This is a genomic window from Streptomyces collinus, from assembly GCF_031348265.1.
Lineage (GTDB): Bacteria > Actinomycetota > Actinomycetes > Streptomycetales > Streptomycetaceae > Streptomyces > Streptomyces collinus.
This window is the reverse complement of sequence record NZ_CP133771.1, coordinates 8,772,091-8,785,526: the sequence shown is the minus strand read 5'-3', so window position 1 is coordinate 8,785,526 and position 13,436 is coordinate 8,772,091. Positions and strand designations below refer to the sequence as shown.

Genomic DNA, 13,436 nt, shown 5'->3' with positions numbered 1-13,436 from the left:
TGAGCACCCAACTTCGCGGCCGCCGACTTGTGCGCCGCGCCCAGCTCCCCCGACCTGTCGCCCGCCGAGCCTGTTGACGGGACACGAGGAGTGCGGCGACGATCGGCGCCATGGCTCGCGGACCCGCCCCCGGCGCCCCCGCCCTGACCGAACCCCTCAGCCGGGAGCGGCGCCGGATCCTGCACGCGGTCCAGGACCGGCTCGAGGACGTGGCGAAGTCCGCCGTCGCGGTCATGCGCACGGAGATCCCGTCCTACGCGCTGCAGGACGAGCGGTTCTTCGACGACGTGCGGGACCAGGTCCTCGCGCACTACCGGATGCAGCTGGCCGCGCTGGCCGGCGACCGGGACATCGCCCCCGAAGACCTGGTCTTCAGCCGCGCGGCCGCCATGCGCAGAGCACGCGCGGGGTTCGCCCTCGAGGACTGGATCAGTGCCTTCCGGGTCGGCAGGCAGGTGCTGTGGGACGCGCTGCTGGACTGCGCGGGCACGTCCGCCGAGGCACAGCAGGCCGCGCTGTCCCTCGTCACACCGCTGATGCGGTACGTCGACTACGCCAGCACCCATGCCGCGCAGGCCTATGTCGAGTACGAACAGCACGTGGTAGCCGACGCGGACCGGGAGCGCCGGGATCTCCTGGACCAGCTCCTGGCCGGCACGGCTCCGGCACGCGGTCCGCTGCTCGCGGCGGCGCAGGCGTACGGCATCGGACCGCACTCATCGATGATGGCGGTCGTGGCGGTGTGCGTGGGCGACACCCGCACCGGCGACCTCACCTCGGCCGAGCACGGCTACGCGACCAGCGCGTCCATCGGCATCGCCGGGCCCTGGGCCGGCCGAACCCTGGTCGTCGTACGCCACGGCGAGGTGGTGGCCGTGCCCGTGGTCCGCACCGGCATGGACGCGGAGGACATCTGTACCCACTTCGAGGCGGTGCAGCGGCGGCTCGCACGCGAGGGAACCATGCTCGCCATGGGCATCAGCACAGTCGCCAGAGGCGCCGGCGAACTGCCGCGCGCCTACGAGGAGGCACGGGCCGCCCTCGACCTCGTGCCTAGCGGTGGCGGGGTGGCGGCACTGCCGCGCCTGTCCCCCTTCGACTACCTGGCGCTGCGCGCGGACGACCTCGCCCGCCAGCTGGTCGATCCCCGCGTGCGTGCGCTGCTGGAGGACGACCGCAGACGCGGCGACACGCTGGCGGCGACCATACGGGTCTTCGCGGAGGCCGATCTCAACCTGCGGCTGGCCGCCGACCGGCTGCGGGTGCACCACAACACGGCCCACTACAGGTTGCGCCGGATCGAGGAACGCACCGGGCGCAATCCGCGCCGGATCGCCGACCTCCTGGAACTGCTGGTCGCCCTCGCCATCCGCGACGGCGCCGGGGAAGGTGAGGATCACCAGTGAGCGGCATCGTGGAGCCTACGGGGACCGAGACGGCGCATCGGCTGCCGGACCCGCAGGACGGCACCGGTCTGCCGGAGGCACCCACCGGACAGAACCGAACCATCCGGAACGCGCTTCTCGACGCCGCGCTGGAGGTGTTCACCGAGCGCGGTTACGCCGAGGCCGGTCTCGCCGAGATCGCGACGCGCTCCGGCATCCCGCTGGGCAGCCTCTTCCAGCACTACGGCGGAAAACGAGGGCTTTACCTCGCTCTCTGGGAGGAGTTCCGGGAGGAACAGGAGCGCCGGACCGCGGCCACGTTGTCCGCCGAGCGTGACCGCGGCGTGGACGACCCCATCACCCTTTTCGTGGCGGGAGCCAGGGCCTACCTGGAGGGCGCCTGGGACAACCGGCGGTTCGGCAGACTCCTCGTGGAGGATGACGGCCCCACAGGCTTCGACGCCCTGCGACGCCAGTGGGACCGCGCCTGGGTGCGGCGCAACGCACGGCTCCTCGAAGTCGACGAGAAGCGCCGCGCCGGCCGGGTCCGGGTGCGGGTGCTGACCACCGTCATCGGAGGGGCGGCACGCGAACTGGGCGACTGCACGGACGAGGGAGAGGCTCGCGAGATCGTCGACGAGGTGTGCGGCATTCTCACGCACCTTTCGGCTGCGCCCGGCTGAGGCACCCGGCGCACGACTCGGTGGGGGCCTCACGAGAAAGCCCCCCGCCGGGACCTCGTCCACCGCCTGCGCCGGTGACCGCACCGCACCGGCGGGTCGCCCGCATGGGCCGGGAGCGGGTGATCGGTTCAGACATCCGCCGTGTCCGCGACTTCGTGGGCCTTCGCCACCAGCGCTTCGATGCGCTCTGCGGTCGGCGTCCCGGACATGGCCTTGTTCCGCGGTTCGTCCATCGCGCGGCGCATGACACCCTCCGCGATGATCGCGATCTTCCACAGTCCCATCGCGTGCCAGTAGCCCAGCGCCGTCAGGTCTCGTCCCGACGCCGCCGCGTACGCCGCCACGAGTTCCTCGCGGGGCGGGAAGCCGTCGAGAGTCGTCGAGACGAAGTCGCCCAAGGTGTTCTCACCCTTGGCCGGCCAGTAGGCCAGCAGGCTGCCCATGTCCGCCAACGGATCCCCCAGCGTCGACAGCTCCCAGTCGAGCACCGCGGTCACCTCCCCGCTGTCGAGGGAGGAGATGACATTGCTCAGATGGAAGTCGCCGTGCACGAGCGTCAGTTCGCGCTGCTCCGGCACAGCCGCGACGAGTCGCCGGGTGAGGTCCTCCAGAGCGGGCAGCTCGCGGGTCCTGGATCTCTCCCACTGGGCCGACCACCGCTTGAGCTGACGCCGCGCGTACGGCTTGTGGCTGGCCAGACCGGTCAGCCCGGACGCCTCGAGATCGACCGAGTGAATCTTCGCCAGTGTCCGCGGCAACGACATCCCGATCGCCCGGCGGCGCTCGGGCGGCAACGACCGCGCGATCGACGCCCTGTCCACCACCTGGCCGTCCACGAACTCCATGAGCAGCAGCGGGACATCGGTCACGGCGGGATCGTCGGTCAACCCGAGCACCCGCGGGGTCGGGACGGCGGTGCTCTCGAGGGCGGTCAGGATCCGCGCCTCGCGGGCCACGTCGTGCGCCGACGCCAGCAGGTGACCCAGCGGTGGGCGCCGCAGCACCCATCTGCGGCCGTCCCGATCCTGTACGAGATATGTCAGATTCGACTGGCCCAGCCCGATCCGCTCGAAGGCCAAAGGCCCGGCGAAGTCGACGCCGAGGGTCGTGAACCAGAGGCTCACCGCCCCGGCGTCGATTCCGACGATGTCCACGCTAGACACCGGTGCCGACTCCTTGCCTGAACTGGGGCGCGTCACCGAGCAGTTGCCCCCCGTCGATCACCATGGTCTCGCCGGTGATCCAGCTCGCGGCGTCCGAGACGAGAAAGGCGACCGCGGAGCCGATGTCGGCAGGCTCCCCTATGCGGCCAAGCGCCACCGAGGCGGACGCCGCCTGCTCGTGCTCCTTCCACAGAGCCTCGGCCAGCTTCGTGCGCACCACACCCGGTGCCACCGCGTTGACGCGGACCTTCGGCGAGAGCTCCAGGGCCAGTTGCCTGGTGAGATGGATCAGTGCGGCCTTCGAGGCGTTGTACAACCCGATGTTCGCCTCGGAGGCCATGCCGCCTACCGACGCCGTGTTGACGACCGCCCCGCCGTGCTCGCCCATCCAGGCCCGGGTGGCCAGCCCCGTCCACAGGACGGGCGCCCACAGGTTCACGTCGAAGGTCTTCGCGAACCGGCCGTGGTCCTGGTCGATGACCGGCCCGAAGGCCGGGTTGGTCCCCGCGTTGTTGACGAGGATGTCCAGGCTGCCGAAGCGCTCGAGCGTCAGATCCACGCAGCGCTGGGCCGCCTCTTCGTCGACCGCGTGCGCACCGACGCCGATCGCTGTGCCCCCGACCTGGGCCGCGGCGGCGTCCGCCGCCTCCTGGGACCGGGACGTGAGGACGACGTTCGCGCCGACCGCGGCGATGGCCTGGGCGATCGCCAGCCCGATACCACGTGAGGCCCCGGTGACGACGGCGGTGCGACCGGTGAGATCGAGTCCCGCCATCTCAGCTCACCGCCGCCGTCGCCTCGTCACGGTACTGCCGCAGTTCCTGCCTGGCGATGGCCCGCTTGTGAACCTCGTCGGGACCGTCGGCCAGCCGCAACGTCCGCAGACCCGCGTACATCATCGCCAGCGGGAAGTCGTCGGTCACTCCCGCTCCCCCGTGCACCTGGATCGCACGGTCGACGATCTTCAACGCGATGTTGGGGGCGGCGACCTTGATGGCCGCGATCTCGGTGCGCGCTTCCTTGTTACCGACCGTGTCCATCAGATAGGCGGCCTTCAGCGTGAGCAGGCGGATCATCTCGATGTCGATACGGGCTTCCGCGATCCAGTCCTGGATGTTGGACCGTTCGGCAACCGGGCTGCCGAACGTCACCCGTGACTGTGCGCGTCGGCACATCAGTTCCAGCGCCCGCTCGGCCGCGCCGATGGCCCGCATGCAGTGGTGGATACGACCGGGCCCGAGCCGGGCCTGGCTGATCGCGAAACCCTCGCCCTCGCCCTTGAGCAGGTCCTTGGCCGGCACCCGGACGTTCTCGAAGATGATCTCCGCATGACCCTCGCGATCCGCGTACCCGAACACCGGGAGGTTCCGGACCACCGTCACCCCAGGGGCATCGACCGGGACGACCATCATCGACTGCTGGCGATGTGGGGCCGCCGTGGGATCGGTCTTGCCCATCACGATGAGCACCTTGCAGTTCTTGTGCATCGCGTTGGAGGCGAACCACTTGCGGCCGTTGAGCACGTACGCGTCGGCGTCGCGCTCCATCCGCAGCTCGATGTTGGTGGCGTCGGAGCTGGCGACACGCGGCTCGGTCATCGCGAACGCCGAGGCCATCGTTCCGTCGAGCAGGGGCTTGAGGTACTTCTCCTTGTGCTCGTCGCTGCCGAACAGCGTGAGCACCTCCATGTTGCCGGTGTCGGGCGCGTTGCAGTTGCACGCCTCGGAGGCGATGTGGCTGCGGCCCATGATCTCCGCCAGCGGCGCGTACTCGAGATTCGTCAGACCCGGGCCCCACTCCGGGTTCGGGTGGAACAGGTTCCACAGGCCACGCCTGCGCGCCTCCGCCTTCAGCTCCTCGAGAATCGGCGGGTGGAAGTGCGGGTCACCCGACGCGCTCATCTGCTCGTGGTACACCGCCTCGGCGGGGTAGATGTGCGCATCCATGAACTCGAGCAGATCCGCCTGGTACTTCTTGGCGCGGTCCGACATCTCAAACAGGGACATCCGAACTCCTGACAGGTAGGGAGGGAAAATCGGGCAGGCGTTTTTTCAGATGACTGGCCACGCTTTCGACCACGACGGCGCGTACGTCCGGGTGGTCCTCGGCGGCGTCGAGCAGCGTGACATAGCGGTCCTCGAGTTCGTCCGTCCAGGCGTTCAGCCTGGCGGGCCGGTTGAAGGTGAGCACCAGAACCGGCCCTCGGTGTTCGGCGAGGACGAGTTCGCCCGGTGCGCCGGTCATGCCTGCGCCAGCAGGGAGCTCTGATACCGGCGCATTCCGCGGGGCCACCGGTCGTAGTCCGAGCCCTTGTGCCGGTACATCTCAAGAACATCCTCGTGCGGCAGGATGAGGAAGAGCTCGTCCTCGATGGCGGCCAGGACGGCGTCGGCGACTTCGGCCGGCTCCAGGACGTCACCCGCGGACGTGACGGCCCGCGTCGCAGCTCTCCCCAGCGCGTCTTCGGAGTCCTCCCCCAAGGACAGCAGCTTGGTGTTCACCCCCATCGGGCACAGACAGCTGACACGCACCCCGCGGTCGCCGTAGGTGACACTCAGCCATTCGGCGAAGGCGACGGCCGCGTGCTTGGTGACGGCGTACGTGGCGGAGCCGATCTGGGTGAGCAGTCCGGCCGCCGAGGCCGTGCTGACGAAGTAGCCCTCACCCCGCTCGAGCCACCGCGGTACCAGCAGCCTTGCCGCACGGATGTGGGCTCGCAGGTTGACTTCGGTCGAACGGTCCCAGTCCTGCTCGCTCGCGTCGAGGCCGAGCGCCCCGGCGACGCCCGCGTTCGCGAAGTAGAGATCGACCGGGCCGAAGCTGCTCTCCGCCAGGTCGACCAACTGCTGGATCCGCTCGGTGTCCGACACGTCCCCGCCGGCGCTGACGGTGCTTCCCGGATGCTCGGCGTTGACTCTCTCCGACACCGCCCGCGCGCTGTCCGCGTCGAGGTCCGCGACGACCCCCCGGGCACCCTCGCGAGCGAGCCGTGCGGCCAGCGCGCTGCCGATGCCCGCGCCGCCCCCGGTCACGACGGCGACTCTTCGTGCGACGTTCACAGCTGACCCTCTCGTGGCGGACGGGGCGAGGCCGGGGCACGGCCCCGAGATCGCGGGGCCGTGCTCTTGCCGAACTGTATAATTGAATCCGACGTCAAGTTCAATAGCTGGGCAGGTGGCACCACGCGAGGAACGGCTTCCGACCGGCCGTGCAATGGAGGAGAGAAAAGAAGAGCACCCGGCAGTACCGGGTGCTGTGGGGGACGCGGTCCAGCCGCTGGATCAGCGGTGGCCGGGGAAGCGGAGGGCGTTCGCCCAGAGCCGGGTGACCGTGGACACGAGCTCCTCGAGGTCCACCGGCGCCCCTTCCTCCTGCCGTTCGCCGAGCACGAAGGCGTTGTAGGCCATGACGCTGACCATGCCCGACAGCGCACGGGAGGCCATCATCGGATCGACCTCGCGGTCCGCGACACCCCTCGCCTGCAGGTCGGCGATGCCACGGGCATTGCGGCGGATGAACGCGTCGGCGCGCCGCCTGCGGAACTCACGGAACTCCGGCTCCACTTGGGCGACCTGCTCGAGCAGGCCCATCAACTTGGCGTTCCGCTTGTATGCCTCGAGGTACGCACGATTGCTCGCCTCGAGCACCACATGGGGATCGTCGGTGCCCTGCACCCGGCCCATTCCGGGGTGCATCATGTCCTCCTGCGCCTCCAGCAGGACGGCGGCAAGCACCTCTTCCTTGTTGGCGAAGTAGGTGTAGAAGGAACCCGCCGCGCATTGAGCCTCTCTGGTGATGTCGGTCAGGCGGGTGTCGAGGTAGCCGTCCCGTTCGAACACCTTCCGTGCGGCTTTCACCAGAGCGGCCCGTGTCCGCGCTCCGCGCTTCGTCGTGGGTGGCTCTCGAAGGTGCGAGAGGGGTGCCATGGGCGGTGCCTGCTCGCCGTCCGGCTCCTCGGGCGCAGTAGTCTCCATCCCGGGAACTGTACTTGAATCCGACGCCACCATCACAAACCGGGAGAGCGGACGCTCAGTGCCGACGGGCGGCAACGTCGGCGGGCGCCGGGTCACGAGTCAGGGCCGTACGGTCGATGGACCGCTTGAGGATCTTCCCGGTCGGGCCCTTGGGCAGCGCGTCGACGAACCGGACGATGCGCGGGATCTTGTAGGCGGACAGCCGCTCTCGTGCCACCCACGGTCAGGGTCGCCATCATGACCGAGGTCTGGCCGAACACGTGGAACAGCGGGAGTCCGGTGCCGGTGCGGTCGGCGGTCGAGGCACGGCTGCGCTCGGCGCCGATCTCCCCGGCGGACAACGGGTTCCCGACGGTGAGTTGGGCGCCCTTCGGCCGCCCCGTGGTGGCCGACGCGTACAGGATGGCCGCGGTCTCGTCGCGGTCCCGGTCGACAACGCCGGCAGGGGCAGCGGTGACCTGCGCACTCGGGGACAGCACCCGAGAGGCACCGAGAGCGCCGCGGCCGCCTCCGCGACGGCGGGGCCGAGGACGTGCCATGCGATCGCCAGTGAGCATCCGGCATCGCCGAGAACGTACTCGACCTCAGCCGGGTGGACATCGTGTTGACCGGAACCACGACACAGGCCGCGGCCTGAATCCCGAGGGAGGCCACCACGAACTCGGGCACCGGCGCCGCGAGCAGCACCCGGTCCCCCGGGGACGGGCCCGCGGCTGCCAGGGCGCCCGCATACCGCATGCTCGCGTCCCGCAGCCGGAGACAGGTCCACTGATCCGTGGCACCGCGCAGTGCGATGTTGTCGGGAGTGGCGTCCGCGTGACGGCACACTGGGCGCACCCTCATCGATGGGTTGACGTGGCCCCGCTTCGGCAACAAGTCCTCGGGCGCTGTGGCCGGATGACCGACCCAGCTGCGCCCGGTTGCTGGATCGTCAGGTGGTCATCCCGAAGCGTTCGGCGAGTTGGTGGCGGGTGTCGGCGGCGCTGGTGTGCAGTACGCCGCCGATTCCGATCCGTGCCGCTCCGTCGAGGTTCTGCCGCAGATCGTCGATCATGACGGCCTCCTCGGGGTCGACGCCGAGGCGTTCGCACGCGATCGCGTAGATGCGACGGGAGGGCTTGCGGATCCCGACCTCACCGGAGATGACGACCACATCCACGACAGCATCGAGCTCGACGCCGTCGTAGGTTCCGGTACCGAACGAATTGGACACAAGCGCAACGGGACGGCCGGCTGCTCGGAGATCACCGAGCAGCGCGAGCATGTCCCGGTCGATCGACATTCCCGCCTGCATGCGGGCCGTGAGCCCCTCGGCCGCCACGTCGGCGCCGTGCGCACGGAGCCGTTCGGCGAATCCTCGCTCGAAGGCTTCGGCGTCGATACGGCCGCACTCGTGGTCGGCCAGGAGGGTGCGTGATGCCTCGTCCCGGCCGAGGAGGTCCAGCGGCAGGCGCGGGTCCCCGCCGAGCGAGGCGCCGAAGTCGGTGAAAGCCCGCAGCACACTGGACGTGATGACCCCGCCGAAGTCCACGAGGACCGCGGTTCGCGCCTTGTCCGTCACGCTCGACACCTCAGGCGACCTCGAACAGTCCGGCCGCGCCCATTCCGCCGCCGATACACATCGAGACCACCACATACCGCACGCCCCGGCGCTTGCCCTCGATGAGGGCATGCCCCACGAGCCGGGCACCGGTCATTCCGTACGGATGACCGACCGAGATGGCGCCGCCGTTGACGTTGAACCTCTCCGGGTCGATGCGCAGTTCGTCCCGGCAGTACAGCGCTTGGGAAGCGAACGCCTCGTTGAGTTCCCACAGGCCGATGTCGTCGATGGTGAGGTCGTGCTGCTTCAGCAGCTTCGGAATGGCGAACACCGGACCGATGCCCATCTCGTCCGGCTCACAACCGGCAACGGTCATCCCCCGGTAGACGCCCAGCGGCTCCAGTCCGCGGTGTTCGGCCTCCTTCGCCTCCATCAGTACCGACGCCGAAGCCCCGTCCGACAACTGCGAGGAGTTGCCCGCCGTGACGCTGGATCGCGCGCTCACCTCACCGTCGGCCAGGACCGGCGTCAATCCGGCCAGGCCCTCGAGCGTCGTCGACGCGCGGTTGCCCTCGTCGCGGGTCAGAGTCACGGCTTCGTCCCGCACCTCCCCGGACTGCTTGTCCACACCCTTCTTGACGCTGTCGAGCGCGACGATCTCCTGGTCGAACCGACCGGCCTCCTGCGCCGCCGCGGTGCGCTGCTGTGATATCAGCGCGAACTCGTCCTGGCGCTCCCGGCTCACGCCGTAGCGTTCGGCGACGATCTCCGCCGTGTGCAGCATCGGCAGGTAGATGCTCGGCTTGTGCTCGACCAGCCAGGGATCGGCCATGCGGTGGGTGTTCATGTGGTCGTTCTGCACCAGGGAGATCGACTCGACACCGCCGCCGACGGTGACCTGCATGCCGTCCGTGACGATCTGCTTGGCGGCCGTCGCGATGGCCATCAGGCCCGACGAGCACTGCCGGTCGATCGTCATCCCCGACACGATGTCCGGAAGTCCGGCGCGGAGGGCGGCCTGACGAGCTACGTTGAAACCCGAGGACCCCTGCTGCACGGCGCAGCCGAAGATCACATCCTCGACCTCACCTCCCTCGAGCCCGGCCCGCTGCACCGCGTGCGAAAGGGCGTGTCCGGCAAGCTCCTGCGCCTGGGTGTCGTTGAACGCGCCGCGGTAAGCCTTTCCGATCGGTGTGCGTGCCGTCGAAACGATGACTGCTTCTCTCATGTCGCCTCACTGCTTCCTGTCGGCCCGGTTCGTCCGTCCGCCGGTTATATTTGAATTCGGCGTCAGGTTCAACCACGATCCGGCCCTTGACACTTCGCCCGCTTGCCTGGAGGGTACCGACCAGTCGGTATGATGAGTTGGGTCGTGACTCAGCTGAGCATCTCCACGGGTGCGGGCGCGTTCGACGCGATCGCGGCGGGTCCGTCCGAGGGCCACCCGGCGCTGCTGCACGGCTTCCCGCAGACAGGGCTGGTGTGGCAGCGGCAGATCGAGGCGTCGGCCGCGCACGGCTACCGGGTGGTGGCACTCGACCAGCGTGGCTACTCCCCCGGCGCCCACCCCCAGCGGCCCGAGGACATCGCATCAGCCTTCCCGCGGAGACGTGGTCACGATCACAGAGGAACGGGGCTGGGCGGCATTCGACCTTCGGCCATGACCGAGATCGATCGTCGGGCGGCCCACCTCGGGTGGCAGTGCCGAGGGGCCTTGTTTCGGCCAGGTCGACGAAGCGTTCGTGGGGGCCTACCAGCTCGTCGCCGGCCTGTAGCGCGTAGAGCTCGTCGAGGCCGAAGGCGAGAATGCATTCGTTTGGTGACCGAGCACTATCGACTTCAATGCCCGACCGTCGTGGGGGCTGACGGCCGGACTCCGTCCGCGACGCGAGGTCGTGCGCGCCCTGCGGGCCGGCGGCCTGGATCTCGTCCGGCGGGTATGAGCGGCGTGGTCTGTTGCGTCCTCAGCGCGTGGCCCGGTCTGCTGCTCCTCGGGTGATGTCGGCGTAGAGACGGAAGAGGGTGGGCCGGGCTTCGCCGTGGTCGCGCTCGGACAGCGCCGCCCAGCACCGGGCGATGATCTTCCGAGCCTCGGTACCCGGCCAGGGCTGGGGCAGGAGCGGAGGCGGCAGCAGCGGGTCGGGCTCCATGGCGCGGGTGAGTTCGGCCGCCAGTTCGACAGCGAGGGTGAGCAGGGCGGGCGGGGAGAGTTCGGCAGAGCCGGTGAGCCGGTCGAGGCGGGGTCGAGCGATGCGGGTGAGGCGGTGGTAGCGGTCGGCGATCTCCTGCAGGGGCCACAGGCGTCGAACGAGTTCGGCAGGATCCTGGGTGTCGCCCCTGCGTAGATCCGTGGTGCTGAGGAGGGTGAGCGCACTGTGGGCGCCAAGGCGGCGCGCCGCGTCTTCGACGTACGGCTCCCAGGCGTTGGCGCAGACGTACAGCCCGCCCTGGAGCGGGGCGCCACCGAGGTGGACAAGCGTCTCGCGCAGGGCGTCCCGGGCCGTGCGCGCCGATTCGGGCACGGCGAAGGCGGCCAGGTGCCAGACGCCGTCCCAGGGGGCGAGCCCGGCATCCTGACGGAATGCGAGCCGCAGAAAGTCCGCGTTGGGGGCCAGGGCTTGTGTCGTGTCGTCCGTGGCGTGCAGCACTGCTTTACGACCGCGGCCCTTCGAGGTGAACCGGCGCTCGGCCACGAGGCGTTTGACGCACAGTCGTACCTGCTGGTCGCTCATGCCGAGGGTCGAAGCGACGGTGTACAGGTCGTTCGCGCTGACCGTGCCGTCCTCCCGGATCAGCGCGTGGACGAGCATGCGGGTGGGAATCTCGACGTGGTCGGTCACGGCACTCACCGTCCTCTCGGCTCGTCCGCCTCGACGGGGCGGTGCATGGTGGTCACCGCGCCGAACCCCAGCAGCCCGCGGAGATAGGGCGTGTGCTCGGTCCGCACAGCCGTGAAACCGCGCCGCTCGTACAGGGCTCTGGCACGCGGGTTGGTGTCGATCACGTCCAGTCTGATCTGCCTGCAGTGCTCCTCGGCCGCGACGGCTGTCACTTCCTCGATGAGCAGGCTTCCGATACCGCGGCCGCGCGCGCCCGGGTCGACGGCGATGCCGTCCATGACGAGCTGCCCGGGGGTCGGCCGACGTTCGAACAGGGCGAGGAGCAGGAGCCGATACAGCCCTCCCAGGTATCCGTACGTGCGCAGCACGGCGGAGGCCGACCCCCCGGTGAGGGCCCGCCCGCCGAGTTGGTAGCCGGCGAGGCCGACGAGCCGCCCTCCGGAGATCGCACAGACCGCGCGGTCGGCGTTCAGGTGGGCGGCGATGAAGGGCACCGCCTTGCCCGGCGGGTTCAGCGCGGGACCGAGTTTGCGGCCGAAGGCATCCCAGTACAGCTCGGCCGCCCGCCGCTCGGCTCCCACCGGAACGCCTCGCCGGACGGTCACGGGCCCGGTCCCGGGATCTGTCTCGTCCAGTCCCATGCCGTCCCTCCCTTCGCCTCGAAAACCGATCCCCAATCTATCAGACTCACAACGATCGTTCTCACAATGATAGTTTGAGATCCCTGCGCACACCCGAACAGAGGCGGCCCTCCCATGTGTCCGAAGACCCAGCCCCGACGGCGCGGGCTCCGCATCACCGTGTGGTCACTCGTCACCGTCCTGGTCCTGGCCGCCGGTCTCGCCGGTGTGGTGCTGTGGCAGAACTCCTACGATTTGGACGAGCAGCGGGTCACGATCCGCCACGGCAGCCACACCCTCAACGGCGTACTGGCCACCCCCAAGGACCTCCGCAAGCCCTACGGCCTGGTCGTCTACGTCCACGGCGACGGCCCCATCGACGCCACCCACGACGACGGGTACAAGCCCATGTGGGAAGCGAACGCCAAGGCCGGCTACGCCTCTCTGTCATGGGACAAGCCCGGCGTCGCAGGCGCACCCGGCAACTGGCTCGACCAGTCCATGGACGACCGGGCCGACGAAGCAGCCGCCGCAATCACCTGGGCGCGCGGCCGCCCGGACATCGACGCCGACCGAATCGGGCTCTGGGGCGCCAGTCAGGCGGGCTGGGTCCTGCCGAAGATCGCGGCCAAGACCCCGGTGAGTTTCGTCATCGCCGTCTCCCCCGCAATCAACTGGCTCCGGCAGGGCCGCCACAATCTCCTCGCCGAACTACGCGCCGACGGCGCCTCGGCAGCCCGCACCAAAGCCGCGATCGCCAAGAGCGACACCACCCGCCGACTGCTCGCGCGGCGCGCGACCTTCGAGGAGTACGTGAAGGCAACGGGCGGTGACACGGACGGCATGACGGCCGACCGCTGGGGCTTCATCTCCAAGAACTACACCGCGGACGCCACGCAAGATCTGCGTGCCCTGCGCGGCATACCGGTGCTTCTGACCCTCGCGGGCCATGACATCAACGTGGACACCGCCGACACGGAGCGCGTCTACCGCAAAGTGCTGGACCCCGGCAGTGCATTGACGGTCAAGCGCTACCCTCACGGGTCCCATTCGATGCTCAAACAGTCCGTCGAGCAGTCGGACGTCAGGATCACGCTCACCGCGCTCTTCTCCCCCCGCTCGCTCTTCGTGAACGGATTCCTCAAAGACCAGCGCCAGTTCCTGAAGGATCTCGGCCGCGACGGCAACGGATCTTGAGTGCGCCGCTTCCGGCAGCGGCTCACCACTT

The 13,436-nt window shown here is 69.4% G+C and carries 15 protein-coding genes and 2 pseudogenes; 4 read left to right on the top strand and 13 right to left on the bottom strand.

The features are described from left to right. The first annotated feature begins 110 nt into the window (after positions 1–110). Together RFN52_RS39665 and RFN52_RS39660 are read left to right on the top strand one after the other, a co-directional pair. A complete protein-coding gene (locus RFN52_RS39665) occupies positions 111–1,406 on the top strand; it encodes a PucR family transcriptional regulator (RefSeq protein ID WP_184853713.1) in 1,296 nt (431 codons plus the stop codon). Continuing rightward, positions 1,403–2,068, top strand: coding sequence for a TetR/AcrR family transcriptional regulator (locus RFN52_RS39660; RefSeq protein WP_311241191.1), 666 nt, complete (start codon positions 1,403–1,405; stop codon positions 2,066–2,068). Before RFN52_RS39665 ends, RFN52_RS39660 begins: the two co-directional genes overlap by 4 nt. Positions 2,069–2,196: 128 nt before the next feature. Here RFN52_RS39660 and RFN52_RS39655 read toward each other — a convergent pair whose 3' ends face one another. The 11 genes and pseudogenes from RFN52_RS39655 to RFN52_RS39605 form a co-directional block, all read right to left on the bottom strand. Continuing rightward, positions 2,197–3,231 (bottom strand): phosphotransferase family protein, encoded by a 1,035-nt coding sequence (locus tag RFN52_RS39655; protein WP_184853712.1) that lies wholly within the window; start codon positions 3,229–3,231, stop codon positions 2,197–2,199. Then, positions 3,224–4,006: an SDR family oxidoreductase gene (locus RFN52_RS39650; RefSeq protein ID WP_184853711.1), complete on the bottom strand. Its 783-nt coding sequence runs from the start codon at positions 4,004–4,006 to the stop codon at positions 3,224–3,226. Before RFN52_RS39650 ends, RFN52_RS39655 begins: the two co-directional genes overlap by 8 nt. Before the next feature lies 1 nt (position 4,007). Continuing rightward, complete coding sequence (locus RFN52_RS39645) at positions 4,008–5,237, bottom strand: acyl-CoA dehydrogenase family protein (protein WP_184853710.1); 1,230 nt, start codon at positions 5,235–5,237, stop codon at positions 4,008–4,010. Beyond that, positions 5,224–5,475: an enoyl-CoA hydratase/isomerase family protein gene (locus RFN52_RS39640; protein WP_311241190.1), complete on the bottom strand. Its 252-nt coding sequence runs from the start codon at positions 5,473–5,475 to the stop codon at positions 5,224–5,226. The genes RFN52_RS39645 and RFN52_RS39640 overlap by 14 nt, the downstream gene beginning before the upstream one ends. Then, positions 5,472–6,290, bottom strand: a complete 819-nt coding sequence (locus tag RFN52_RS39635; RefSeq protein WP_184853709.1) for an SDR family oxidoreductase — start codon at positions 6,288–6,290, stop codon at positions 5,472–5,474. Before RFN52_RS39635 ends, RFN52_RS39640 begins: the two co-directional genes overlap by 4 nt. Positions 6,291–6,512: 222 nt before the next feature. Continuing rightward, complete coding sequence (locus RFN52_RS39630) at positions 6,513–7,157, bottom strand: TetR/AcrR family transcriptional regulator (RefSeq protein WP_311241265.1); 645 nt, start codon at positions 7,155–7,157, stop codon at positions 6,513–6,515. 103 nt (positions 7,158–7,260) lie between these two features. After that, entirely contained in the window at positions 7,261–7,422 is a 162-nt protein-coding gene (locus tag RFN52_RS39625) for a hypothetical protein (RefSeq protein WP_184854240.1), read from the bottom strand. Between the two features lie 37 nt (positions 7,423–7,459). Further along, a pseudogene (locus RFN52_RS39620) lies at positions 7,460–7,744 on the bottom strand (AMP-binding protein); the annotation flags it as partial. A gap of 112 nt (positions 7,745–7,856) precedes the next feature. Next, a pseudogene (locus RFN52_RS39615) lies at positions 7,857–8,048 on the bottom strand (AMP-dependent synthetase); the annotation flags it as partial. Between the two features lie 88 nt (positions 8,049–8,136). After that, positions 8,137–8,766 carry an HAD family hydrolase gene (locus RFN52_RS39610; protein ID WP_229856931.1) on the bottom strand — a complete coding sequence of 210 codons (630 nt, stop codon included), beginning with the start codon at positions 8,764–8,766 and terminating at the stop codon, positions 8,137–8,139. Between the two features lie 10 nt (positions 8,767–8,776). Then, positions 8,777–9,976: an acetyl-CoA C-acyltransferase gene (locus RFN52_RS39605; protein ID WP_184853706.1), complete on the bottom strand. Its 1,200-nt coding sequence runs from the start codon at positions 9,974–9,976 to the stop codon at positions 8,777–8,779. 129 nt (positions 9,977–10,105) lie between these two features. Between RFN52_RS39605 and RFN52_RS40205 the strand changes: the two genes are divergently transcribed. Continuing rightward, positions 10,106–10,747 carry an alpha/beta fold hydrolase gene (locus RFN52_RS40205; protein ID WP_374050204.1) on the top strand — a complete coding sequence of 214 codons (642 nt, stop codon included), beginning with the start codon at positions 10,106–10,108 and terminating at the stop codon, positions 10,745–10,747. On the opposite strand, the gene RFN52_RS39600 is transcribed toward RFN52_RS40205, so the two are convergent. Together RFN52_RS39600 and RFN52_RS39595 are read right to left on the bottom strand one after the other, a co-directional pair. Further along, the gene (locus tag RFN52_RS39600) at positions 10,713–11,588 is read right to left on the bottom strand and encodes a PaaX family transcriptional regulator C-terminal domain-containing protein (protein WP_311241189.1); all 876 of its coding nucleotides are present in this window, start codon (positions 11,586–11,588) and stop codon (positions 10,713–10,715) included. The genes RFN52_RS40205 and RFN52_RS39600 overlap by 35 nt on opposite strands. Positions 11,589–11,593: 5 nt before the next feature. Next, on the bottom strand, positions 11,594–12,229 hold the full coding sequence (locus RFN52_RS39595; protein ID WP_184853705.1) for a GNAT family N-acetyltransferase: 636 nt from the start codon (positions 12,227–12,229) through the stop codon (positions 11,594–11,596). Positions 12,230–12,343: 114 nt separating this feature from the next. Between RFN52_RS39595 and RFN52_RS39590 the strand changes: the two genes are divergently transcribed. After that, positions 12,344–13,405: an alpha/beta hydrolase family protein gene (locus RFN52_RS39590; RefSeq protein WP_184853704.1), complete on the top strand. Its 1,062-nt coding sequence runs from the start codon at positions 12,344–12,346 to the stop codon at positions 13,403–13,405. The last annotated feature ends 31 nt before the right edge of the window (positions 13,406–13,436 follow it).

What these genes read in the sequence shown, in the direction of transcription:
- RFN52_RS39650 (WP_184853711.1), bottom strand. Translation starts at nt 4,006, where the DNA reads ATGGCGGGACTCGATCTCACCGGTCGCACCGCCGTCGTCACCGGGGCC.
- RFN52_RS40205 (WP_374050204.1), top strand. Translation starts at nt 10,106, where the DNA reads ATGATGAGTTGGGTCGTGACTCAGCTGAGCATCTCCACGGGTGCGGGC.
- RFN52_RS39640 (WP_311241190.1), bottom strand. Translation starts at nt 5,475, where the DNA reads ATGACCGGCGCACCGGGCGAACTCGTCCTCGCCGAACACCGAGGGCCG.
- RFN52_RS39630 (WP_311241265.1), bottom strand. Translation starts at nt 7,157, where the DNA reads ATGGCACCCCTCTCGCACCTTCGAGAGCCACCCACGACGAAGCGCGGA.
- RFN52_RS39645 (WP_184853710.1), bottom strand. Translation starts at nt 5,237, where the DNA reads ATGTCCCTGTTTGAGATGTCGGACCGCGCCAAGAAGTACCAGGCGGAT.
- RFN52_RS39595 (WP_184853705.1), bottom strand. Translation starts at nt 12,229, where the DNA reads ATGGGACTGGACGAGACAGATCCCGGGACCGGGCCCGTGACCGTCCGG.
- RFN52_RS39605 (WP_184853706.1), bottom strand. Translation starts at nt 9,976, where the DNA reads ATGAGAGAAGCAGTCATCGTTTCGACGGCACGCACACCGATCGGAAAG.
- RFN52_RS39590 (WP_184853704.1), top strand. Translation starts at nt 12,344, where the DNA reads ATGTGTCCGAAGACCCAGCCCCGACGGCGCGGGCTCCGCATCACCGTG.
- RFN52_RS39665 (WP_184853713.1), top strand. Translation starts at nt 111, where the DNA reads ATGGCTCGCGGACCCGCCCCCGGCGCCCCCGCCCTGACCGAACCCCTC.